A 24,723-nucleotide genomic window follows, 5' to 3' on the forward strand; every position below is an offset into this window, starting at 1 on the left:
AGGGAGAGATTAGGGGTGCTGCAGGAACTCTATTCACAATACCAGCCATTACTATTTTCCATTGCCTATAGAATGCTTGGAACAGTAACGGATGCAGAAGATATCGTCCAAGATGTGTTTGTAAGGGTGAGCGATAAAGATATGGACCCTATAGAGAATAAAAGAGCCTATCTTTGTAAAATGGTAACGAATCGTTGTTTAGATTACTTGAAGTCAGCTGAACAAAAAAGGAAAGTATATGTCGGACCGTGGTTACCAGAGCCTTTAATAGTAAGTGAGGTAGATGTTTTTTCAGAAGTAATAAAAGAGGAAGACATCTCATACGCTGTCCTTTTATTACTAGAAAAATTGAATCCAATCGAGAGAGCTGTTTTCATTTTAAGAGAAGTTCTCGAATACGATTATGAAACAATCTCTAATATTGTTAGTCGTAGTGAAATCGGTTGTAGAAAAATATTTAGCCGCGTTAAAAAGAAACTCCCCCTCATTAATATAGAAAAAGAAGAGTCACAAAGACAAAAAGAAAATTTTATTATTCAGAATTTTGTTTTAGCTTTACAACAGGAAAATATTAATGCAATTGAACAGTTCTTAAGTGAAGAGGTTACCCTTTATTCTGATGGAGGCGGTAAAGTATATGCGGCTCTCAAACCTGTGCATACTAGAGGTCTTGTTTTACGATTTATTCAGCATCTAATGGCTAATTATCAATCGGAGGATAAACCGGCTAATATAAAAATCGTTAATATTAATGGGAATATAGGGATCATAGGTAAAGGAGAAGACAACATTTTATCTGCTGTTTCTTTCAACGTTAAAGATGATCAAATATCTGAAATCTATATTGTAAGAAACCCGGAGAAACTTCAACATATTACTTTATAGTTTGTTTCATACAATTTTAAGGCAGACAAGATACAGTTGTCTGTTTTTTATCGTTTAGGATTATAAAATACTTCGCATTGTAGATAACTCTTTAACATTGAGTGTCCCCGTCCAGCTCCAGCGCCTAGCCCCTCGAGGTCAAATAACCTTCAACCCTAAAAGTCGAAAGGCAGACTTTTAGGGTTGAAGAACATTTGCTTGTCGGGGCTGATCGAGGCGCTTGCGCTTTTGTTCATGCACTCATATACTTCTTAGTTTCCTTCTATTTACACTATTTCAAAAACTCTCATGGTGATATATTTATTATTGCTATAGTGTAAATCAAATCAAGTGGGGGACACCATGAAACTACTAAAGCTTTATAAAATATTTACTTGGTTTCTTATAATCGTTATGCTTACTAACTTTATACCGCAATACTTAAAAGTAGAAGCCAATGAGGGGACAACGGTGAGTGGTACCATAGATGTAGATACAACATGGTCAAAAGCGGGTTCCCCCTATAAGCTCACTGGTATTTTAACAATTCCTAGAAATGTCAAACTAACGATTGAACCGGGGGTTTCCGTAGTCGGTAAAATTGGGACGTGGATTGATGTTAAAGGTAAATTAATAGCCATTGGCGGTGAGCCAGAACAAGAACGAATTAAAATTGATACGACTTATATTAATGCCTGGGACTTTTTAGAAACCTTTGTTCATTTAGAAAATGCCGATGTTAGTAGAGGGTACAACGGAGGCTATTTAGTAACAGGTGAGAATATTATTCTAAAGAACAATCTTTTTTCAAATGGTACGATTCTAATATCAAACCCTACTATGATAGAGCCTGTTGTAACGGGAAATGTGTTTCAGAATAACTCAACCATTTCTCTTTGGTTAGGAGCCAAACAGACTATTATTACAAACAATACTTTTTTTAATGGTCCTGACATTCATTCATCAGGTGATATAAGTATTGGATGCAGCTATGAATGCATTGCTCCTAATTTACAGCTATCTCATAATAATTTCTTTGGGTTAAACCATCCTTATATCTACTTAACTAGTAACCATTCATTCACTTTTAATGGAGGAAACAACTACTGGGGTACAACGGATCAAACAAAAATAAATCAATTTATTGTTGACGGTAACGATAACATGAATTTCAGAGGGATTCTTATAACAGATCCTATTTATTATAAACCTTTTAATCATGGTCACCCTCTTGGGGAATTAACTCCTCCAGTTGTAAAATACATTGGGGATCATGAAACGGTTATCACCGGTGTAACCGATGCGGACAGTACGGTTGAAGTATTGGACTCATTCGGAGGAAAAATAGCAACTGGCCTTTCAAAGAGTGATGGTACTTTTTCTATTACCATTCCGCTTCAAAAATCTGGAACAGAAATTCACTTAATTTCAACAGATAGTTTTGGTAGAACAAGCGCAGCTACAATCACAAAGGTTATTGATATGACAGCTCCTATAGCTCCTGTTGTTCATGAATTAAACGATGCCATGTTCTTTATCTCTGGAACAGCGGAGCCAAGTTCAACCATCACTGTAACATCGAGCGAGAAGCTTATCGGAACAGTAACAGCTAATCAAGAAGGATACTTTAATATTTATACTGGCCAACTGAAAGCAAATAGCATTTTTCAAATCCAAGCAGAAGATCAAGCTGGCCATAAAAGCCCCATTGTTCAAGTTACGGTGAAAGATGTGACTCCACCAACTAAACCTGAATTAACTAGAGAAATAACGAATGAATCAAATACCATTACTGGTGTAGCTGAGAAGGATTCGACCATTGTTATTAAAGCAAACGATAGAGAAATGATACGTCAAAGAGTTTATACAGGTACGTTTAACAGCTACATTAGTAATCAAAAATCTGGAACCAACATTGAAATCTACTCTATAGATCAGGCTGGAAATAAAAGCGAATCATTAACTACTGTTGTAAAAGATGTGACCCCACCATATCTAATCGTTCTAAAGCTAAGCGATAGTGCCAAGAGCTTAATAGGGATGTCAAATGTAGGGGCCACTATTACAGTGCTGAAGAATGGAGAAGAAATAGGTAAAGGTACGGTCATTTATGATTATGGCTTCAGTATTGATATTCCAGCACAATCGGCAGGTACCAAGTTAACAGTAGTGTCCACCAGTGTTAATGGGATGAAAACTAGCAAAGAAGTGATTGTAGAAGATCTAACTCCCCCTGATGCTCCAATGGTGGACATAATAACGGATCAGAGTAATATGATAACAGGAAATACAGAAGCTTCGGCATATATACAACTATATATTAATTCAATCGAGGTAGCAGCTATTACAGCTGATGAAAAGGGGTCTTTTTCTATCCCTATTGCTATACAAAAAGCTGGAACCGTTATTCAGCTTACAGCAAAAGACCAAGTGGGTAACATTAGTATGCCAACAAAAGTTATAGTAAAGGATATTACGCCACCATCTTTACCTCAAGTAAATAATGTTACTAACAAAGCAAATTCTATATCTGGAAAAACAGAAAGATTTGCTAGTGTGACTGCTAAAATTGGTACAAAAACTTATACAACCAGTGTAAATGAAAACGGAAACTTTAGTTTATCCATTCCAGTCCAAAATAGCGGAACATCTATCTCTATTACCGCAAAGGATCTGGCTGGAAATGTAAGTGAAACAAAAATGATTAAAGTAACTAGAGTGGCTCCAAATATTCCAGTCGTTAACACTGTTAGCAACAAGTCGACTTCGATAACAGGAAAGACAGAAAAATATGCTATCATCTCTATTAAAATAGGAACTAAAACATATTCAGGGAAAGCTGATCGTTATGGGAATTATAAAGTAAGCATTCCTGTGCAAAATAGTGGAACCAGTTTTACTGTTACAGCAAAAGATTCTGGAGGGAAAATTAGCTACGGTAAAGTTGGGAAGGTAGTTAGAATCGCTCCAGACATTCCAGTCGTAAATACAGTGAAATACTACTCAACCACCATAACTGGAAAAGCGGGGAAAAGATCTACGGTTATTGCTAAAATCGGAACAAAAACTTATTCATCCAAGGCGAGTTCATATGGAAACTTTAAAATTCCCATTTCTAAACAACGAGTAGGAACAACCATCTATGTTTATGCAAAGGATTCAAGGGGGAATCTCAGTGTGAAAAGGACAGTGAAAGTTAAATAAGGTACATTTTGAGTTGCAAAATTGCAACTCTATTTTTTAGGGGTGTCCTTACAAAAAATGTTATTATTTCTTTTTACTGGGAACTTTTATCAAAGGTTACTCGTAAATAATCTAATTACAATAGGGAGAGGGAGAGTTTAACTTGCTTAAATATGTATTAATTATCGGTGGCGTCATTTTGCTCATTGTTGCCATATTTTTTGGCTTTATAAAATGGCTAAATAGCAGTAATCCAGAATATGTAGTGAAGATGTTGCAAAAGAACAATAAGTCATCTCTTGTTTTTATTGAAAATGGAGAGGTAAAGGTTGATTTGCGTTCCAAAGAAATGTTGGGTCTAGCCAGTACAGTTAAAATTATGGTTGCAATGGAATATGCATATCAAGTTAGTGAGGGAAAAGTCGACTCTAACGAAATGATCCAATTAAATAATTTAGAAAAATACTATTTTTCTAAATTAGATGGTGGTGCTCATGAGGCTTGGATTAAGTATTCAAATGATAAGGGACTTATTAAGAATGATGCCGTAAGCCTAAGAGAAGTAGCTAGAGGAATGATTGCATTCAGCTCCAATGCTAACACAGAATTTCTAATGAGAAGGTTAGGAATTGATAATATAGAAGATAGAATGAAGGAAGCTGGAGTGAAGGACCATTCACCATTGTTTTATATCGAGTCAGCTACCTTAATACCTTATGAAATAAAGTTGCAAGAATATAAGAATTCAGATATGAAAAATGCAAAGACAAAAATTATTGATAGACTTTCAAGCATGAAGGAGGAAGAATGGATTTCTCTATCAGCTGAAATACATGAAAAACTGACAAAGAACACAAAGTATAAAGAAGAAGCTAATGTATTAGATTGGTGGAATAATGACTATGACAAAATCTTTTCAGACCGTTTTATTCAATCTACTACATTAGAATACTCCAAACTAATGAATCAATTAAACACTAAGAAGTTTCCGGAATCAGTACAAAAAGAAATGGAATACCTTCTTGGAATATTACTAGAGAACCCAGCAAATCAAAAATGGATCGAACGTGCAGGAAAGAAGGGTGGGTCCACTCAATTTATTTTAACAGACGCATTATTCATTGAAGATAAAAATGGTCAAAAGTTTGAAATAGCTCTTTTCTTTAATGATCTAGAACCACAACAGTCAAAAAAATTAATGAGTAGTTTGAATGAATTTGAAATAAAGATGTTTAGAGATGTAAACTTTAGAAAGGATGTAATAGAAACATTAAATAAGAACTTTTAGGTTACATTCTATGTAATAAATATTCAAATTAAGTTTTCAAGGATTTTTGATGAAAATAATGAATTGATTTGTAAAGGAGTTTAAGATGAAGAACGAGAGGAAATTAGTTTTATTTATCGCTCAGAGTTTGGATGGATATATCGCAACAAAAGATGACTCTTTAGATTGGCTTTTTGACGTTGAGGGTGAAGGAGACAATGGTTACTCAGAATTTTATGAGCAGGTTGACACTATTTTAATGGGAAAGAGAACATATGACTGGATAATGAATCAAGAAAATGGAAAATTTCCTTACCCAAATAAGCAGTGTTATGTTTTTACAAGGACACCTATTCAGGATACCGAAAATGTAAAATTTGTTAATGGAGACATTCCTACATTTACAAATGACCTAAAAAATGAGGAAGGGCAAAATATTTGGATTGTTGGCGGCGGGGATTTATTACACACGTTTTTTAAAGAAAATCTAGTTGACGAATTGATAATAACCATTGCACCCAAAATTATTGGGGATGGAATTCCATTATTTAAAGCAGATCAATATCATACAGACCTCAATCTAAATTATATATTTTTTAGTAATATAATTCTATTAATATTTTTTCCTAGCCTTATAATCTTACACATAAAGTCAAAAACAGAAAGGTGATTTTTATGTGGTATGATCAATATCCTTATGATTGTCGAATGGAATGGGGAAGACGAGGTGCTAGGGAAGCTGCAGAGAGAGGGGACATTGTAATAGTCATTGATGTCTTAAGTTTTTCATCAACGGTTGTATCTGCCTTAAGTCAAGGGGCAATTATTTACCCTTACCCACCTAATCTAGATGGGAAGGAATACGCGGACCAATTGGGAGCTGAATATATTTTAGGAAGGGCAGAAGCGGCCAAGATGGGGAAGGCTACTTTATCTCCTGTATCCTTTACGGAAGAGCATGCAAACAAAAAATACGTTTTAACATCCCTTAATGGAGCATTTTGTACTTGGTTAGCATCAAGAGTTCCAGCATTATTAATCGGCTCTCTATTAAATGCATCTTCAGTAGCGGCTGTTGCTAATAAGTTGAGACAAGAAACCAATAAACCTATTACCGTTATTGCATGTGGTGAACAGTGGATGAATGGATTAGAAGATGAAGATACGCTCAGACCTTCCGTGGAAGATTATATAGGAGCGGGAGCTATTTTATCCTACCTTAGGGGAAGTAAATCACCTGAGGCAGAAGTTTGTATAGGAGCATTTCTCCAATCAAAAGATAGATTAAGGGACTTAATATTTGAATGTGGAAGTGGCCGAGAATTACGAGGGAAAGGGTTTGAGCATGACGTCATTCACTGTAGTCAACTAAATGTCTATCAAACAGTTCCCATGTTAGATAAAGGTCATTTTGTTATGGCTAATTAGAACATATGTTACAATCAATGAAGACAATTTCTGCATTTAGATTTCTTTAAAATCTCTAAGAAGGAGAAAAGCCTTGAATATTAAATTAAATCAAAAGATCATCCAAGATTTATGCGGCACCGTCTCCTTCAAAAGAGGTGACGCATTCTATCGAGCTAATAAAGTTATTATCGAACAGTACGATTCAAATCTTTGTGAAGCAGTTGTGGAGGGTACGGAAGATTTTCGCGTCTTTATCAAAATAGATAAAAACGGTGGATTTCAGTCGGAATGTAGCTGTCCCACTTTAGCATCATTCGATAAAGAGTGTCAGCACGTAGCGGCAGTCTTGCTCACTATTTTAGATATCCAGCGAAAAGGTACACCTCCTACAAAGCAAGATTCTTCAGTTGTAAAAGTTGATCATGAGCTGACAGCTGGTTTATTTTCTTTATTTCATAAAAAGCCAACTCGTTCAAGTGGGCATCAGCTTCATTTTGAAAATAGAGAAGTGATGAAGGCCAAATTTATTTGTAGCCCGTTAAAAATAAATGAAGAATTTGTTTTTGCATTAGAAATAAAGCTTCAAAACGAAACCATTTCAGATATGCATGCATTCCTGGATCATGTGAAAAATAGGAAGCCGTATCGGATATCTGAAAGTACAACGTATGATTCCAATTTTCACTGCTTCTCTACCGAAACTGATAAGGTGATTGAAAAGCTTACCGATGTTTTACATGACTCAAAGACGGTTAACCGTGCATTACTAGGTCAAGAAAAGATTGTTATTCCACCAACGGTTTGGGATCAACTTGTTCATCTATTAGAAAAAGCTCCATTCGTAGAACTTAAATATAACGATAGAACATATAAAGATTTTAAGCTAGTTGAAACCGTTCTTCCTTTACAGTTTGACCTATCAGAAAGGGAACAAAATAGGTATCAATTGAAAATTCAAGGTCTAGAACAAATAATAATCATGAACAGTTATCAAACGGTTCTTGCTCAGGGTAAGGTCTTTCAGCTGAAAAAAGACGACTGCAACCGATTATATGAATTAAATGCAATAATAGAAGCTTCGGATACAAAACATATTCCGGTATTAGAAGACCAACTACACTTTTTTATAGACAAAGTCGTTCCTGGATTGAAAAAACTAGGACTGGTGAACATTTCAAGGACGATTACGGAACATTTGATAAGGATTCCTTTAGTTGCAAAAATCTATTTGGACCGGATTAAAAATAGACTTTTAGCCGGGCTAGAGTTTCACTATGACCACCTTGTTATTAATCCTTTAGAAAGCCAACAGTCAGCTCCGATTGTTGTCAGGGATGTTAAAAAAGAAGAACAGATTCTATCTATAATGGAAGATAGCCTATTTGCCAAAACAGATGGGGGCTATTTTCTGCAGAATGAGGAGTTAGAGTACGATTTCTTATACCATCAATTGCCAAAACTTCAAAAGCTCAGTCAAATTTATGCTACCACTGCCGTAAGAAATCGTCTGTTTAGAGAAAGTGCGCGTCCACGAATAAGTATAAAAGCTCCGACAGAACGAACAAATTGGCTGGAATTTAAGTTTGAGATGGATGGAATACCTGACAAACAAATTAAAGACATTCTTCAGGCGCTAGAAGAGAAAAGGAAGTATTATCGCCTTCGAAATGGGTCACTACTTTCTTTAGAATCAAAGGAGTTTGACGAAATCAAACGGTTTATATCTGTCATCCCAGAAGAAATAGAGAAATTAGAGGAGGGACTTAACATTCCTCTAATCCGAGGACTCTCCATAATCAACTCAGAAGAAAGTCAGGAAGCCTATATTTATGAGGAATCTTTTAGGAACTTCCTCGAAACGATCTATAATCCTAACAAAATGGAAATTGATCTCCCTTCGAACTTGGAATCTACTTTGAGAGACTATCAAAAATACGGCTACCGATGGATGAAGACACTTGCTCACTATGGCTTTGGCGGAATTCTTGCTGATGATATGGGACTTGGAAAAACATTGCAAAGTATTTCCTTTATTCAATCAAACCTGGAAGAAATACGTAAAAATGAGCTTCCTGTACTCATTGTTTGTCCTACTTCTTTAACCTATAACTGGGTTAGTGAGTTCATGAAATTTACTCCCGAAATCCAAGCTGTAGTAATGGATGGAACCCAAGATGATAGACAAAGAATACAAGAGGAATTAAGCGGTGTAGATGTAATTATTATCTCTTATCCTCTATTAAGAAAGGATAGTCAATGGTTTGAGAAGAAATCTTTCCATACTGTTTTCTACGATGAGGCACAAGCCTTTAAAAATCCTTACACACAGACTGCTCGAGCAGTAAAGAAAATTAAAGCAGGACATCGTTTTGCTCTAACGGGAACGCCTGTAGAAAATTCCCTGGAAGAGCTTTGGTCGATTTTTCATGTCGTTTTTCCTGAACTATTTTTAGGATTAAAAGATTTCAGTAATCTTACTAGGAAATCCATTTCTAGAAGAATTCGACCGTTCTTACTCAGACGCTTAAAGGAAGATGTGATAGGGGAACTTCCTGATAAGGTAGAATCTTTAGAGACAGTAGAACTTTTACCTGATCAGAAAAAACTATATGCCGCGTATCTGGCAAAACTAAGACATGATACTTTAAAACATTTGGACAAGGACACATTACGCAAAAACAAAATAAAAATACTTGCGGGGTTAACTCGCTTAAGGCAGATTTGCTGTCATCCAGGTCTATTTGTTGATGGATACAAAGGCAGTTCAGCGAAATTTGATCAACTGTTAAAAATATTAGAAGAATCAAAGCTTTCCGGTAGAAGAATATTGATTTTCTCTCAGTTTACTAAAATGCTGGGATTTATTGGACGCGAGTTAGCTTCACAAGGGGAAAAGTTTTTTTATCTTGATGGCCATACACCTTCGGAAGAACGGGTTGAATTGTGTAACCGATTCAACAATGGAGAAAATGATATATTCTTAATTTCGTTAAAAGCAGGAGGAACAGGTCTAAATTTAACGGGTGCTGACACAGTCATTCTTTATGACCTATGGTGGAATCCTGCTGTTGAAGAACAGGCTGCTGACCGCGCTCACCGCATTGGTCAAGAGAATACCGTTCAAGTAATTAAGCTTGTTTCAAAAGGCACGATAGAGGAAAAAATGAATGAACTACAGGATAAAAAAAGACATTTAGTCGAGGAAATTCTAGAGCCTGGTGAAAAAGCAAACGTAACACTTACAGAAGATGATATTCGTGAAATATTGATGATTTAAAAGAAGCTCGGAGTTCTCTGAGCTTCTTTATTTCTTATATTGTCTCCGTATTTGATTTTTTAGAAGGTTTTTCCAAGTTAATCTAGAATGTAAAAAGGTGTCATAATTTGCTGTAGGTAGGAGAGAGAAATGAATAATAAATGGAACAAAATGATTTATAAATTTTGGTCGCCCTTTTACGATCTTATTTTTAATAAAGGAATTTTTCTAAGTGCGCGTAAACAGGTATTTCAGGATGCACGTTTTATGGAAGGGAAGAAGGTTTTATTCGTCGGGGTTGGTACTGGGGCTGATTTAGAATTAATTCAACATTTAGACATAAATCTCACGGCCATTGACTATTCGGATGAAATGCTAGAAAAGGCTAGAAGCAAATTTAAGCAATCAAGCATTAAATTCATACAAATGGATGGACAGAATATGGAATTTGAAAATGAATCGTTTGATTATGTAGTAGGAAGCTTGATTCTTTCCGTAGTACCAAACGCGGAAAAATGTTTTGAAGAGATGCTTAGAGTTTTAAGAAACAAAGGAAAAATCATTATCTTTGATAAATTTGTACCTAAAGATCAACAACTTTCTATATTTAAAAGAGTTGTAAAACCGTTCATAAAAGTGTTAGGAACAGATATTGGTTTACGATTCGAGAAGGTAGTACAAAATTTCACTGGAAATATCCATATAGAGGAAGACTGCCCGCTTATATTAAACGGTATGTATCGCAAAATTATTGTTAGTAAATTGGAGTCATGACAAAGGAAAGACTTTGATAGAAATCTTGTAGTCTCATAATAATAGAAAAAAGAGGAAGTAAAATTGAATCATAAAAAAGTAGGAGTAGAGAATAATGAACATTCGCAAAATGGAAGAGAAAGACCATGATTTTATATTAGGGCTATCTAGCCGATTTAATGAGTTTGAGTTTATGAGCTGGAGAGATCCGGAAAAGATGGATGAAGCTCAAATTATGATGGCAAAAGAGGCCATACAAAATCCTAATTCTATCATCTTTGTTGCAGAAGACGAGTTTAATCAATTATTAGGATACTTACATGTAACTACTATGTCTGACTACTTCACAGGAGTAGAGCAAGGGTATGTTTCGTCTATTGCTGTTGCTAAAGAGGGTGAAGGTAAAGGTGTCGGAAGGAAGTTGATGGAAAAAGCAGAGGAATGGGCAAAAAGCAAAGGCTATCAACAGCTTGTCTTAAATGTATTTGATAAAAATGAAAGAGCTCTAAAAATGTACCAGCAATTAGGTTTTGAAAAAGAGATCATTAAAATGGTGAAAGAAATATAATATTTCGTTAGCTGTTTATAAAGCGACCAATAAGGTGAATTTATTAGAACGGATACGAGGAGAAATATAATGATACATTGGGAGACTACACTAGTAAAAACAACACGAGGAAACTTTGAAGTTTTTACAAAGGGTGAAGGAGAACCTATTTGCGTAACACACCTTTACTCAGAGTTTAACGAGACAGGTGACTACTTTGCCTCTACTTTTACTAAAACAAATCAAGTCTACTTAGTGAATTTAAGGGAAACAGGTAATTCTGCAAGAGCACAGGAGCCATTTCAATTGAGTATGATAGAAACAATCTTTGATTTAGAAGCCATAAGAGAAGCTCTTGGTTATTCAAAATGGGGATTTGCCGGTCATTCAACAGGAGGAATGTTGGGAATTATCTACGGGATTTATTATTCTAAGAGTCTTTTATTTAACATATTAGTAGGCAGTGCGGCAAGGGAGTATGCAACTTTCTCCAGGGAATGTATCTATAACTCAGAGCATCCAAAGTTTAATAGAATGCAGGAGTTGATTGAGACATTAAAGCAACCTAATCTAGCAAAGGAGGAACGAGATCGTTTAACGATGGAAAGAACTAAACTATCGTTATACAATCCTTCTAAATATGAAGAATATTTCTCATTGAGTATTAAAAAGAAAATGTCTGCCATACGAATGAATTACTTTAATCGAGAATTAGTCATTTTCGATGTGACGAGGAAACTACACTTAATAACTTCTCCAACTTTTATTGCTTGCGGGAAACATGATGTGCAATGTCCTCTATCTTACTCATTAGAACTACATGAGGGAATACAAAATTCAAAGCTTTCTATGTTCGAGACTAGCAACCATTACCCATTCCTCGAGGAAAAAGAGTTATTTTTAGAGGAATGGAATGATTTTCTAAACTCCATTTAATCTTAGGGGGAGTAATGATGGAACGGAAGGGCTCATGAGGCATCCCAAGCTAAGTAAGATAATGATCGTCCCTTAATTGTAAAATATTCTACACCTGTCTCTCTCTAAGCCTTACAACATGATTTACCTTCAACGGAATGTTAATATGGATAAATAAATGATTAACAGGAGAGATACAATGGTCTTTGATAAATCTGCAATAGACATCATGAAAAAACGTCAATCAATCAGAACGTTTAGTTCACAAGACATTGCCGCATCTCATATCCAGCTTATACAAGATTATTTAAGGGTTGGAGAAAATTTAATGGGTCCTCTTGGAGAGAAAGGGAAAATCCAATTAGTACATGTTACAAACAATGTTACGGATAAGGGGATTAAGCTGGGTACATACGGGTTTATAAAAAATCCAAAAGCTTATTTGGTAGGAATTGGTAAAAATAATAAATACTCCTTAATTGATTTTGCCTATACTTTTCATCGGTTAGTTTTATATGTAGAGGAGTTGGGACTAGGGACCTGTTGGATGGGTGGTACGTTTAATAGAGACTCATTTGAGAAAGAAATTGATATGGTAGAAGGAGATTTTATTCCTTGCATTACTCCTATCGGTTACCCAAATGAAAAACAACGTGTATTTGATAAAGCGGTCCGTTATGTTGTGAAAGCAGATAATAAGAAAACATGGGATAAGATGTTTTATGATACCGCATTTGAACAAGCATTAACTAAGGAAGAGTCTGGTTCTTTAGAAATCCCAATAGAAATGGTAAGACTTGGGCCATCTGCCTCCAACAAACAACCTTGGAGACTTGTCTTATCTGAAGACAGAAAACAATGTCACTTTTATATTGAACATACACCTAATTATAGCTCTAAACTTGGCTATGACATGCAGTTACTAGACATGGGAATTGCTATGTGTCAATTTGAAATGGCATGTAAAGAATTGAATATAGATGGAAAGTGGCAGGTAAAGGAGCCTAATATGACTGTACCAAATGTACAAGTGGAGTATATCGTTAGTTGGTTAGATAAATAACACAAATATCAAACGGACAAGATAGAAGCATTTTCATGGTGCTTCTTTTTTATATTAGAAAGGCTAGATTTATGTAAGTCATTAATCAACTCACTTTTAGAAAATCATTCCAGTAAAGAAGGTAATAGATATTCCGATAAATATCTTATCTTAAGCTATTAATCTCTAAACTAAGGAGCAACTATGTTTTCACTACCAGAATCAACTAACATTGTCATTTTGAATGGCGATTATTCCATTATGGTCGTTATACTCTCGGTCATAATTGCTTGTGCTGCTGCTTATACAGCCTTATCTATGAATGAAAGAATTCAACAAAATAGTTTTTTCCATCGCACCTTTTGGTTAGTTTTAGCTTCAATCGCGATGGGACTTGGTATATGGTCCATGCACTTTATTGGGATGAGTGCATTTTCATTACCTGTTAGGATGGAATATGATGTTTTCCTTACGATTATTTCGGTAATCCCAGCAGTATTTGCCTCTTATTTGGCTTTTTATATTTCTAACAGGGCTAACCAAACTCTCATGCCATATGGAATAGCTGGTTTAATTATGGGATTTGGAATAGCTACGATGCATTACTTAGGCATGGCAGCTATGAACATGGAAGCTGAATATGTTTATAAACCGTGGATGTTTCTTGCCTCTATTTTAATCGCTGTATTCGTTTCCTTTGTGGCGCTGTTTGTTCTTTCAAACTTACAAAAATATATGGGGAATCATTGGGTTAAAATTATTACCTCAATCATTATGGGACTTGGCATAGCTAGTATGCATTATACGGGAATGGGAGCAGTTGTATTTTACGCCGAGGATGTTAACGTTATTTCGTCTCATCATCATGGCATGGATATTACTCTACTGATTGTCTCGGTAACGATAGGAATTTCAATTATATTCTTATTTTCTGGCTTATCAAGTTTGTTAGATCGTTATGTAAACTACAGGCTAAATTACTATGATTCGTTAACGATATTGCCGAACCGTAGACAGTTTGAAGAGAAATTAAGGACTCCTTTTCCCATGGGAAGTTTGGCTGTAATACATATACATCATCTTGAAAAATGGAATAGTGGGTATGGCTATACATTTGGGGATCAAGTCATTAAAACCGTACGTGATGTTATCGTTTCCTTAAAGCCGATTAAAGCGGAGGTATACAGAATAGAAGGAAACCGATTTGCAATCTTTTCAACAGATAAAAATGATTTTGAAGATATGGAAATTGCAATGGATCGAATCATGACCATTCTCTCGAAACCGCAAGTAATCAATAATCACCGAATTTTAATTGAAATGGTTTGTGCCTATTCTACAGCTGAAAAAAGGGAAGATGTACCCTCTCTGTTTCCAAATGTCATGTCTGTACTTCAGTATTCTGGAATTCGTTATAAGCATGAGGTTATTTCCTATGATCCTTTGATCCATACATATTCTTTTGAGAAAAATCTAGTCGAACATCTGGAACAAGCGATGGAAAGCAATGAGTTATACTTAGTCTATCAACCAAAAGTATCTTCTGAAACGTTAGAAGTAACAGGTGTTGAGGCATTGCTTCGTTGGAATCATCATATTCATGGATTTGTATCTCCAGCTGTTTTTATTCCAATTCTTGAGGAAAACGGGAAAATGTTTGATATCTCCGATTGGGTGATTAACCAAGTTTGTTATCAGATTTCACAATGGGTTGAGTTAGGGGTTCAACCATTCCAAGTAGCAATCAACATCCCGGGACCTTATATTACTTCTCCACGGTTGATGGAAGTCTTAAAGAGTAATGTTTTAAACTATGGAATCAATAATCATGATATTGAACTTGAAATAACAGAAACAAGCGTTATTAATGATATTGAAAGTGCGATTAAAGCTATTTACGAATTTAGGAAAAACGGTTTTTCGGTGGCTCTAGATGATTTTGGTACAGGGCTATCATCATTATCCTATTTAAAACGATTACCCATTTCCACTTTGAAAATTGATAAGTCCTTTGTAGATGAAATACCTGATTCTGAGAAAGATTCAGCCATTATCAAAGCCATTATCACATTAAGCCACTCATTAGATTTGAAAATTGTCATTGAAGGAGTGGAATCAAAGGAGCAAGCAATGTTTCTATCTTCTTTGGCAGAACAGCCACTCATACAAGGATATTACTTTTCACCTGCTCTAAAACCTGAGGAATTAGTTGAGTGGGCAAAAGATTTGAGCAAGTATAAGGTTCACTCTTAGTGCCATGAAGTTGTCTAAACTTTAAATACAATTACCATATAGAGATAACATAAAAAAAAGGCAATCCCCCAATTTTTATAGAGTTTATGTGTTTTTAGGAATATTTTTATTCATATTTCATGAAACTAATGAAAGTAAATGCTATTATACTCAGTTCAGGTTGTAACTTTTTATTGGGGGTACTTTTTTAATGACAGATATTACCCATGATGTTAGTTTGACATCAGCTGAGATTGCCAATCTTTGGACTCAGTATATCAATGACAGTATGGCAATTTGTACTTTAAATTATTATTTAAAGGATGTTGAAGACAAGGATATTAAAGAAATTTTAACGTTTGCTTTAAACTTATCAAAATCACATCTGGAAAAAATAAAATTGTTTTTGAAAAAAGAGAATTATCCTGTCCCAATGGGTTTTAATGAAAATGATGTTAATTTAAATGCTCCACGTTTATTCTCTGACACGTTTATGCTTGTCTATATGCATATCATGACTATTCATGGTATGACGGGATATGCTGGAGCACTCAGTACCTCTATACGTAAGGATCAAGTTGAATATTTCGTCAAGTGCAATTCGGAGACAATGGAGTTATATCAAAAGGTAATTGAATGTTTAACTCTAAAGGGGATTGTTAGTAGGCCTTCCACTATTTATCCTCCTGAAAGGCCAAGTATTATAGAAAAACAAAGCTTTCTAACAGGTTGGTTTGGTAATAAGCGACCATTGAATGCAATTGAAGCGTCAGGAGTATTTTTTAATATTAAAAAAGATCTTGCGAAAATTGTATTAGAAATTGCATTTAGTCAGGTTGCAATTTCAAAGGAGGTTCGCGACTTTATTAAAAGAGGGGAAAAGATTTGTGATGAACATTTTAGGGTGTTTAATGACCTCCTAGAAGAAAGTAACTTAGCAACTCCAAAGAGATACGATGCGGAAGTGACTAATTCAACCGTTTCTCCTTTCTCGGAAAAACTGATGGTGTATCATATTGTTAGTTTAATTTCTAGTGCGATTGGATATTATGGTGCTGCATTCGCTCTATCACAAAGAAGAGATTTGGCAGCTAAATATGCTCTTTTAATTGCCGATATAGCAAAATATGCTGAAGATGGTGCAAACTTAATGATCGATAAAAAATGGATGGAACAACCTCCAACTTTCCCGGATAGAGAGGAATTAGCGAAAAATAAATAATGAAAAAAGCATTTCTTCTTTTGAGAGGTAATGCTTTTGTTTTATAAGAATAAAGAGTGAGAAGCGGACACTTCTGCCCGCTTCTCATTACATTATTTAAGGATTCGTTGACCATAGGCCAGCTGACTTTACAAATACTCTTGGATGAAGTTTTAATCCGCTAACGATTAACTCCGCTAGATCCTCTGGATGCATAACTCTTTCAGGATCTCCTGTTATCAGGTTTGTTTCATATGCTAAGTCTGTTGCTACTGTACTTGGAGTAAGAGCTGTAACGCGGATATTATGCTTTCGTACTTCAAGCATAAGTGATTCTGTCAGACCAAGAACGGCAAATTTTGATGCGCTATAAGCACTTGTTACAGGAGCTCCTTTTTGACCAGCTGAAGAGGAAATGTTGACAATATCCCCAGTTTTTCTTTCAATCATTTCAGGCAACACAGCTCTGGTTGTATTATATACTCCCATCAGATTTACACGAACAATGTCTTCCCATTCCTCTGGTGTTAAATCAAGGAATCCTCCAAACTTAGCAATTCCTGCATTATTTATAAGAATATCAATGGGACCTAAATCTGCTTTAATATGCTCAACTGCATGCTGAATGGATTCAAGATCCGCAACATCAGCTGCAGCAGCAGAAATGTTAACATCAAATGATGCTATTTCGTCAGCCACTTGTTCGAGATTAGACATGGTTCTCCCAATTAATCCAATATGAACTCCTTCTTTTGCTAGTGCGATTGCTGTAGCACGGCCAATCCCTCGACCAGCACCTGTAATGATGGCTGTTTTTCCTTTAATTCTACTCATTTTATCACTCCTAATGTTTTCATTCTAAACGTTATAGACTAAGGTTATCTATGGTATGCATTAGGGCAAACTTAAAATGATAAATAAGCATACGCATATCGGTTTACCCATATAATTGTTCCAAAGCTAGGGCACTTTAGTTAAGCTAATTTAGGTTTGCCTTACTCCATTTTGGACCCATGGTTAATTTGTGCAGAATGGAACTTTTTATGTTATTTTTGGAATGTATACCATTACTAAAATAAAATCAAGAAAAGTGATTTCTTTATTGAATAAAATTACGCATTACTGAAACATTCGTGGGAGGTATTATGGCAAAAAAGACAATCGTATTTACAGGTGGGGGTTCTGCAGGACACGTTACTCCTAATATCGCAATCATAAATGATATAAATAAACAGGATTGGGACATCCAATATATTGGTTCTAAACAGGGAATAGAAAAGGATTTAATTGAAAAAATGAATATCCCTTATTTCGGAATAAGCAGTGGAAAACTAAGGAGATATTTGGATTTTGAAAATATCGTTGATATTTTTAGAGTTCTAAAAGGATGTGTAGAAGCTAGAACACTTCTTAGAAAACTGAAACCACATGTTGTTTTCTCTAAAGGTGGTTTTGTATCTGTACCAGTAATTGTTGCAGCTAGGACATTAAAAATACCGATTTTCATTCATGAAAGCGATATGACTCCTGGATTAGCTAATAAAATTTCACAGCGCTTTGCTTCAAAGATATTTACTTCCTTTGAGGAAACTAAGCAGTACTTTCCGGGTGACAAAACTACCGTTATTGGGTCACCTATTAGAAAAGAAATATTAAGTGGATCGAGGGAAGGAGGAAGAAGTTTTCTTGGATTTAGGAGAGACAAACCTATACTAACCATCATGGGTGGAAGTTTAGGTTCAAAGAAAATTAACGAAAGCATTCGCCATTCGCTAAAAGAATTAACAAAAAACTATCAAATTGTTCATCTATGTGGAAAGAATAACCTTGATCAGTCATTACTAGATGTCACTGGTTATAAGCAATTTGAATATGTAAATGAAGAATTACCGGACATTTTAGCGGCTACGGATATAGTCATCACAAGAGGTGGTTCGAATTCCATCTTCGAATTTTTGGCTTTACAAATACCTATGTTAATCATACCATTAACTCTTCAACAAAGTAGAGGGGACCAAATATTAAATGCCAAGTCATTTGAAGAGAAAGGCTTTTCCCTTACATTGGAAGAGGAAAACCTAACAAGTCAATCTTTATTAACATCTCTAGAGAAACTAGAGAAACGAAAAGAAGAAATGATAAAAAACATGCAGCGTTCAAAAAGAGGGGAAGCTATAGAAATACTTGTTTCAGAGATTAACCATATCTAATATGAAGGGCTTCTGTACGAAGCTCTGTTTTTATGAATATTGTTTAATTCTTGTGAAAATAAATATTTTCTTAGTATAGGAATGACAAAATAATAATATAATGAAACAAATCATACAAATTCTCTTTTTTTCGTGGGAAGCAATGTGACAAAAAAGGCACAAGGTTTTAAGTAGTATCTATGGAAACAATCATGTTATACATATAAATATACGTAATTTAAGGAGTTATCGTGTGACTAAAATAGATAAAAACAGATATTGGCTTTTTAACTTACGGAAAAAAAGAGGTTATAGCCAAGAAGATATTGCAAAGAAAATTAATATCGACCGTACTTACTATTCCCGAATTGAAAATGGTGAGAGAAAACCTAGTAAACAGATCTCAGACAAGATTGCAGAAATACTAAAATTTCATCCTTCCATTTTTATGATGGAAGATAATCCTTTTTACTATGCTTTAGAAAATTCCCCTATGATTATCGCACATTGTGATTTGGATTTAAGATATACTTGGATATTCAATCCTCATACTGATTTCGATCCTAACACCGTGATAGGGAAAAGAGATGATGAAATAAAAGTTAATACGGGTACTTTGGCATTAATGGCGTTAAAACAAGACGTAATCGAGACTAAAAAGTCGATAAGAAGAGACATTAGCTTTCCTCTTTCTGATACAAGCCATGTCTATGATGTATTTGCACAACCCTTATTTGACAACAATGGAGATATTATTGGAGTAGCCACAGCTTCCACAGATCGAACCAATTAAAATAGTGTGCTATTGCATAAGAAGAATGTAATAGTGGGAGTGGGACTTAAATGAGAAAGAACCTTAAATTAGTTTCACGAGCAGAAACCAAAGAGTTAATAGAGCTAAAAAAAGCAAATAGGAAGTTATTGGAGGAAAATTCCCGCCTGTTACAATTAGATGAACAGCTCGTTTTAAATTCGGAGAAATTAAAAACAATTGAGCAGCTAGCTGGAGGCATTGCACACGAACTAAAAAATCCTTTAACCTCTATTAATGGTTTTTTAAAATTGATTAACCAAGGGGAAGTAGATGAAGAAAAGCGAAAAATATATTTTGATATTTTAATAGAAGAACTGCTGAAAATAGAAAAAATCGCAAACGAGCTCTTAATATTAGCTAAGCCACAGTCTTTCTCCTATAAAGAAACAGATATACATAAGTTATTGATGGATATCACAACATTACTTAATTCTCAAGCCATCTTGAGAATAATATTATTATTTTCGAGGGTGGCTGGGAAAGGTTAACCATTAATTGTGATGAAGTGAAAATTAAACAATTATTTATTAATTTAATAAAAAATGGTATTGAATCCATGGAGAACGGGAAAGTAATGATTCACACCCATGAATATGATCATGCAGTTGAAGTTAAAGTTACTGATTACGGGCAAGGGATTCCAGAAGACATTGTAAATAAAATTGGAGAACCTTTTTTCACTACGAAGGAAAATGGAACGGGATTAGGGTTGTTAATTTCGAACCAAATTATTGAAAGCCATCAAGGGAAGATGTTCATTGAAAGCATACAAGGAATTGGAACAACTGTGACGGTTATCTTACCAAAACCAAAGTAATAGGTTACTGCCTCAGTTTGGGTATATGCATCCTCTTCTTTCCTTTAAGTAACCTAGGCACATTTTTGTTCAAATAACAAATGATAGGCATATGTTAGCGAATGGATGCTTGAAAAGGGCTGAATGAATGGAGGTATGATCCATGGCCGTAAATATCTTATTTAATGCTATCAACGTCGCTCAATTTCAAAGTAACAGTGGGCTTTTTATTGGTACGAATAATGCTGCAGGTTGGAACTCTCCACAGAAGTTAAACCAAGGCATTGCAGGAAATGGGCAAGGGAATATTACAACAGGTAATGTAAATATTGTCAGCGATCCAGATGGAGTTGATCTTCCAAATACTGATCCGGATGTACAGCCTTCCTTTCAACCACAGGTATTATAGAAAAGTTAGTTGAAAGTTAGTTAAAATTATTTTAAATCATAAATATCCAACAAATGAGCTACTATTCTGGTAGCTTTTATTTATTTTATAACCGCTTAGTTTACATAATTATATTATTGGTAAGTAATAGTAATTGGCTAAGACTTAAAACATATCAGTCTTGAGGCGGTTAATAGAAGTGGAGAATATTGCTATATTAGTAATTATTAAATATAAATGAATGTACATAGAGGTGTAAAGATGAATGTAATTTTTGAAACAGAGCGATTAATCTTAAAAGTATTTGAAGAAATAGATGTAGAAGATGCAAAAGAATTTTGGGGAAATGAGGAAGTAATGGAACATTGCTTAGGTGCAGTGCCACATGATGTTTTACCAAAAGTATTAGATTCATATGCTAAATGTCATTTAGTAAACCATCTATCCATTTATGCCGTATATGAAAAGAGTACAAATAAAGTAATAGGTGGAGCGGGTTTTATTGTTAGAGATTCCATTGATCAAGTTGAATTGGTGTATCATTTTGCTAAGGGGGCTTGGGGAAAGGGCTATGCTACAGAAGCTGGGAACGCTTGTTTAGAAATAGCAAGAAAAAACGGTAAAGTAAAGAAGATTTATGCTTCTGCTGACTCTAAAAATAGTTCCTCTTTAAAAATTCTAGAGAAAATGGGGTTCAACTATCAAGGCTTAAAATGGTTTGAAGACACAGAACAAGAAGAGCCTTATTATGAGTTAGTATTAGCAAAATAGATTATATAGATGATAAAATTTCATTAAACCGTAATTGATTTCCTTTAAATCAATTACGGTTTTTAAATTTTTTACTGATAGACGATTATTTAGGCATCATTAGTTATTGTTTTTTTCATTTATACAACAATCTTTCTAATTTATCATAAATAAACAAAAGCAATAAATGTCAAAAAAGACCTTTCAGTATTCTGCTAAGGTATAAGAGAGGAGGATAACGAATGTATCAAAAAACGATTCAGGATACAATACAGTTCATTGAAAAGAATCTTCAGGAAAATTTAACATTGGATTCGGTCGCAAAGTTTGCTAATTTTTCAAAGTACCATTTTCATCGTGTTTTCTTAAAAGAAGTAGGGATTTCGGTAATGGAGTATGTTCGGAATAGAAGAATAGCCAATTCGTCCAGTCTTTTACTTTATTCAGAAATGAAAATTATCGACATTGCTATTTACTTTCGTTTTGAAACTCAAGAATCATTTACTCGTGCTTTTAAAAAAGTGTACCAATTGCCACCTGGTCAATATCGAAAACTAATGTCCAAAGTTACTATTCAGAAGGAGGAATTAAAATTGAGTAACGAGCAAAACGTTAAAGGATGGATTTTGAGTGGGAGTCACCCTTACCATTATGAAATAGGGGTTGATCGAAAGGTATTCCATACTGGAAGTTCGTCCGGTTACATAAAGTCCAAGTCAGCAGTCTCATCAGGAGAATTTGGTACTATGATGCAAGAATTCATGGCCGAGAAATACCGTGGTAAAAGAATGAAACTATCAGGGTTCTTAAAGTCAGCAGGAATGGATGGTTTTTGTGGATTCTGGATGAGAGTCGATAATTCAGTTGGGGACGTATTACAATTTGATAATATGGGGGATCGTCCTATTACTAGTGATACGGAGTGGAATCATTATTTCATTGTTTTAGACATACCAGAAACAAGCTCGATGATTTCATTTGGTGTCCTATTATCAGGTAATGGGCAAGTGTGGGTTGATGAGCTAAGATTTGAAGAAGTGGATGACCGTACACCTACTACTAATATTGATTTTAGTAAGGACATACAAGAAGAGCCTATGAATTTATCCTTCGAAGAATCATAATTAGATATTAGAGAAGAGGGGTGCCTTAAATGGCCAATGCAATTAAGTATCATCGTGCTTTCGGTGTTTATGGGCTGTTATTTAAAAATGACAAACTATTAGTTATAAATAAAAATAGAGGCCCCTATATTAACCGATATGATTTGCCTGGAGGAAAACTTGAAGAGACCGAAAGCCTAACAAGTGCGTTAGAAAGAGAATTTCTTGAGGAAACGGGTTTTCAAATTGAAGTTCTTGATAATATCGGGGTGATTGATTTTATGTTTCCTTGTAATTGGCAAGAATTCACTCATGTACATCACATTGCAGTTTTCTACTTAGTGAATGATATTGGTGGCAGTCTATCCAATCCCGAAACATTTGAGGGCCAAGATTCCCTAGGTGCTTTATGGATATCGGAAGAAGAAGCAACTGAAGAACACTCATCTCCCTTAGTGATTAAAGCGTTTGAATGGTTTAAAACTGGAAAATTAGGGTTGCATGTGAAAATCTTTGATGAGTGGGAAATGAAAGATTAAGCATGGTCGAGCACCCAATTTATTCCTAAGAGAACACTTTCCATATAGGGAGAGATAACAGTACTTTCGAGGGGATTTTATTAGTCCCCTCATATTCTTTTTCTGGAAACCTATCTCTTGGGAATGGGGACGGAAACCGGAATGTCAAAAAACCATACCCAAAAAATGGTCATCGGTACACTTGCAATTAGTGTAAACAGCGGTTTTTTATAATGAAGTCTTAAAAAAGGGAACATGATACAATCGAATAATGCACTCCACCCTAAAGACCATCCATATTTGTAAATGATGGATCCTCTAATCATCAGGATATATTCAACACCTACATAGATTCCTATCCAACATAAATAATGGAGAAGAACCTTCCATTTCGATTTTTCCTCTGGATAATGAGATAAGAACATAAGCGCTGTAAAAGGAAAAACAATAAAAGTGTAGGACATTTCCAACAGTGAATGATTAAACCATTTTATATCTGGAGACAATTGCCAGAGCCAGTGGGAAGCACATAGAAAATTATACGTTAGATTTCCCAGCGCTACATATTGCATCGTGGAGTAGTATGTTTTCCAAGCTCGGTAGTCTTTTCTTATCCAAACAGCGATAATACTGATAAAAGCTAATAAAAGGTGCATGACTGAATTCCTTTTTTCTTTTTATCATGTGTATTTTTCCATATATTATTAGTTAAATCATAGTTAAAGTGGAAACCTCTATAATTTCTTTTTTTTTTATTTAGAAAGATCTTTTCCACTTCAGATGATTAATTTGACATATTACAGACATCATATTACCTGAGGTGATTATTATGAAAAATAATAAAAGAGTTTCGGTTACAAAAGAAATGAAAAGAAACTCATATGAGTTAGAAAAAGGGACAAAAGGAACTGTTCATCTGGAACATGCGCCTAAGCCACATAGTTCAGGAGCTCTCATTACCGAAGATATAGAGTAATCTGATGCAAGATTTTGGAGGGAAGGACATGAATGATGAATTTGGATGTCATCAAATATCAAAGAGAAAAGATGTAAGTAAGTATGAATTGAATGATTACATTAGTAAAGGCTGGACGTTATTAAAAGTTACGGTTGGTGAGTCGGAGAAACCATTCACTGTGGGATGGGATGAGACAAATTCCAGTCATTAAAAAGTTTGACAATTAACCCTAAGTAAACTTTGTTTATTTTAGGGTTAATTGGTTATTAAAGCCTAAAAAAATGATTTAACCATTTCTGTTTTGTTATGGCACTCGGTACATTCATATTCAATTTCCAATGCATCTTCCTTGGCTATATGCTTGGTTTCTTTATTACAACGGTTACAATGGCGATTTTGATAAGCTTTGACAGACATGAAACCACCTCTTAGGATCGTGTTTTTTATGATAATTTGGATAAATGAATCCATAATTATTCATTAGAAATTGAATTCATACAATTTATGTAGAGGAGGGAATCCTCTAAAGTAAGATTC

25 protein-coding genes are annotated in these 24,723 nt (G+C 34.8%); 22 read left to right on the forward strand and 3 right to left on the reverse strand.

Translation table 11 applies throughout. The features are described from left to right. The first annotated feature begins 15 nt into the window (after window positions 1–15). The 12 genes from SM124_RS06875 to SM124_RS06930 all read left to right on the forward strand — a co-directional run bounded on the left by SM124_RS06875 (window position 16) and on the right by SM124_RS06930 (window position 16,691). Complete coding sequence (locus tag SM124_RS06875) at window positions 16–885, forward strand: RNA polymerase sigma-70 factor (RefSeq protein WP_322445763.1); 870 nt, start codon at window positions 16–18, stop codon at window positions 883–885. A gap of 342 nt (window positions 886–1,227) precedes the next feature. Beyond that, window positions 1,228–4,068 carry an Ig-like domain-containing protein gene (locus tag SM124_RS06880; protein WP_322445764.1) on the forward strand — a complete coding sequence of 947 codons (2,841 nt, stop codon included), beginning with the start codon at window positions 1,228–1,230 and terminating at the stop codon, window positions 4,066–4,068. Window positions 4,069–4,210: 142 nt separating this feature from the next. After that, window positions 4,211–5,335 (forward strand): serine hydrolase, encoded by a 1,125-nt coding sequence (locus SM124_RS06885; RefSeq protein ID WP_322445765.1) that lies wholly within the window; start codon window positions 4,211–4,213, stop codon window positions 5,333–5,335. An 85-nt stretch (window positions 5,336–5,420) separates the two neighbouring features. Then, window positions 5,421–5,984, forward strand: a complete 564-nt coding sequence (locus SM124_RS06890) for a dihydrofolate reductase family protein (protein ID WP_322445766.1) — start codon at window positions 5,421–5,423, stop codon at window positions 5,982–5,984. A 5-nt stretch (window positions 5,985–5,989) separates the two neighbouring features. Beyond that, entirely contained in the window at window positions 5,990–6,742 is a 753-nt protein-coding gene (locus SM124_RS06895; protein WP_322445767.1) for a 2-phosphosulfolactate phosphatase, read from the forward strand. 73 nt (window positions 6,743–6,815) lie between these two features. Then, window positions 6,816–10,001 carry a DEAD/DEAH box helicase gene (locus tag SM124_RS06900; protein ID WP_322445768.1) on the forward strand — a complete coding sequence of 1,062 codons (3,186 nt, stop codon included), beginning with the start codon at window positions 6,816–6,818 and terminating at the stop codon, window positions 9,999–10,001. Between the two features lie 129 nt (window positions 10,002–10,130). Then, on the forward strand, window positions 10,131–10,754 hold the full coding sequence (locus SM124_RS06905) for a class I SAM-dependent methyltransferase (protein WP_322445769.1): 624 nt from the start codon (window positions 10,131–10,133) through the stop codon (window positions 10,752–10,754). A 94-nt stretch (window positions 10,755–10,848) separates the two neighbouring features. Further along, window positions 10,849–11,301 (forward strand): GNAT family N-acetyltransferase, encoded by a 453-nt coding sequence (locus tag SM124_RS06910; protein WP_322445770.1) that lies wholly within the window; start codon window positions 10,849–10,851, stop codon window positions 11,299–11,301. A 69-nt stretch (window positions 11,302–11,370) separates the two neighbouring features. Then, window positions 11,371–12,216 carry an alpha/beta fold hydrolase gene (locus SM124_RS06915; RefSeq protein WP_322445771.1) on the forward strand — a complete coding sequence of 282 codons (846 nt, stop codon included), beginning with the start codon at window positions 11,371–11,373 and terminating at the stop codon, window positions 12,214–12,216. Window positions 12,217–12,394: 178 nt separating this feature from the next. After that, the gene (locus tag SM124_RS06920) at window positions 12,395–13,258 is read left to right on the forward strand and encodes a nitroreductase family protein (protein ID WP_322445772.1); all 864 of its coding nucleotides are present in this window, start codon (window positions 12,395–12,397) and stop codon (window positions 13,256–13,258) included. 183 nt (window positions 13,259–13,441) lie between these two features. Then, window positions 13,442–15,490 carry a bifunctional diguanylate cyclase/phosphodiesterase gene (locus SM124_RS06925; protein ID WP_322445773.1) on the forward strand — a complete coding sequence of 683 codons (2,049 nt, stop codon included), beginning with the start codon at window positions 13,442–13,444 and terminating at the stop codon, window positions 15,488–15,490. A gap of 190 nt (window positions 15,491–15,680) precedes the next feature. Continuing rightward, on the forward strand, window positions 15,681–16,691 hold the full coding sequence (locus SM124_RS06930) for a DUF3231 family protein (protein ID WP_322445774.1): 1,011 nt from the start codon (window positions 15,681–15,683) through the stop codon (window positions 16,689–16,691). A gap of 96 nt (window positions 16,692–16,787) precedes the next feature. Here the strand turns inward: SM124_RS06930 and SM124_RS06935 are convergent, their stop codons facing one another. Beyond that, window positions 16,788–17,504 carry a 3-ketoacyl-ACP reductase gene (locus SM124_RS06935; RefSeq protein WP_322445775.1) on the reverse strand — a complete coding sequence of 239 codons (717 nt, stop codon included), beginning with the start codon at window positions 17,502–17,504 and terminating at the stop codon, window positions 16,788–16,790. A gap of 311 nt (window positions 17,505–17,815) precedes the next feature. Between SM124_RS06935 and murG the strand changes: the two genes are divergently transcribed. The 8 genes from murG to SM124_RS06975 all read left to right on the forward strand — a co-directional run bounded on the left by murG (window position 17,816) and on the right by SM124_RS06975 (window position 23,249). Further along, window positions 17,816–18,880, forward strand: a complete 1,065-nt coding sequence (gene murG, locus SM124_RS06940) for an undecaprenyldiphospho-muramoylpentapeptide beta-N-acetylglucosaminyltransferase (protein WP_322445776.1) — start codon at window positions 17,816–17,818, stop codon at window positions 18,878–18,880. 232 nt (window positions 18,881–19,112) lie between these two features. Further along, the gene (locus SM124_RS06945; RefSeq protein ID WP_322445777.1) at window positions 19,113–19,652 is read left to right on the forward strand and encodes a helix-turn-helix domain-containing protein; all 540 of its coding nucleotides are present in this window, start codon (window positions 19,113–19,115) and stop codon (window positions 19,650–19,652) included. Between the two features lie 50 nt (window positions 19,653–19,702). Further along, on the forward strand, window positions 19,703–20,161 hold the full coding sequence (locus tag SM124_RS06950; protein WP_322445778.1) for a histidine kinase dimerization/phospho-acceptor domain-containing protein: 459 nt from the start codon (window positions 19,703–19,705) through the stop codon (window positions 20,159–20,161). Window positions 20,162–20,178: 17 nt separating this feature from the next. Beyond that, window positions 20,179–20,490, forward strand: coding sequence for an ATP-binding protein (locus SM124_RS06955; RefSeq protein WP_322445779.1), 312 nt, complete (start codon window positions 20,179–20,181; stop codon window positions 20,488–20,490). 142 nt (window positions 20,491–20,632) lie between these two features. After that, window positions 20,633–20,878, forward strand: coding sequence for a hypothetical protein (locus SM124_RS06960; protein WP_322445780.1), 246 nt, complete (start codon window positions 20,633–20,635; stop codon window positions 20,876–20,878). Between the two features lie 240 nt (window positions 20,879–21,118). Beyond that, a complete protein-coding gene (locus tag SM124_RS06965) occupies window positions 21,119–21,628 on the forward strand; it encodes a GNAT family N-acetyltransferase (protein ID WP_322445781.1) in 510 nt (169 codons plus the stop codon). A gap of 221 nt (window positions 21,629–21,849) precedes the next feature. Beyond that, window positions 21,850–22,731 carry a helix-turn-helix transcriptional regulator gene (locus SM124_RS06970; RefSeq protein ID WP_322445782.1) on the forward strand — a complete coding sequence of 294 codons (882 nt, stop codon included), beginning with the start codon at window positions 21,850–21,852 and terminating at the stop codon, window positions 22,729–22,731. 29 nt (window positions 22,732–22,760) lie between these two features. Next, window positions 22,761–23,249 (forward strand): NUDIX hydrolase, encoded by a 489-nt coding sequence (locus tag SM124_RS06975; protein ID WP_322445783.1) that lies wholly within the window; start codon window positions 22,761–22,763, stop codon window positions 23,247–23,249. Window positions 23,250–23,359: 110 nt separating this feature from the next. Here SM124_RS06975 and SM124_RS06980 read toward each other — a convergent pair whose 3' ends face one another. Beyond that, on the reverse strand, window positions 23,360–23,884 hold the full coding sequence (locus SM124_RS06980) for a CBO0543 family protein (protein WP_322445784.1): 525 nt from the start codon (window positions 23,882–23,884) through the stop codon (window positions 23,360–23,362). A gap of 173 nt (window positions 23,885–24,057) precedes the next feature. Between SM124_RS06980 and SM124_RS06985 the strand changes: the two genes are divergently transcribed. After that, the gene (locus SM124_RS06985) at window positions 24,058–24,204 is read left to right on the forward strand and encodes a hypothetical protein (RefSeq protein WP_322445785.1); all 147 of its coding nucleotides are present in this window, start codon (window positions 24,058–24,060) and stop codon (window positions 24,202–24,204) included. Window positions 24,205–24,232: 28 nt separating this feature from the next. Continuing rightward, on the forward strand, window positions 24,233–24,397 hold the full coding sequence (locus SM124_RS06990) for a hypothetical protein (RefSeq protein WP_322445786.1): 165 nt from the start codon (window positions 24,233–24,235) through the stop codon (window positions 24,395–24,397). 62 nt (window positions 24,398–24,459) lie between these two features. On the opposite strand, the gene SM124_RS06995 is transcribed toward SM124_RS06990, so the two are convergent. Next, entirely contained in the window at window positions 24,460–24,603 is a 144-nt protein-coding gene (locus tag SM124_RS06995; RefSeq protein WP_322445787.1) for a hypothetical protein, read from the reverse strand. Window positions 24,604–24,723 lie beyond the last annotated feature (120 nt).

Source organism: Robertmurraya mangrovi (genome assembly GCF_034427655.1).
In the GTDB taxonomy this organism is placed as follows: Bacteria; Bacillota; Bacilli; order Bacillales; family Cytobacillaceae; genus Robertmurraya_A; species Robertmurraya_A mangrovi.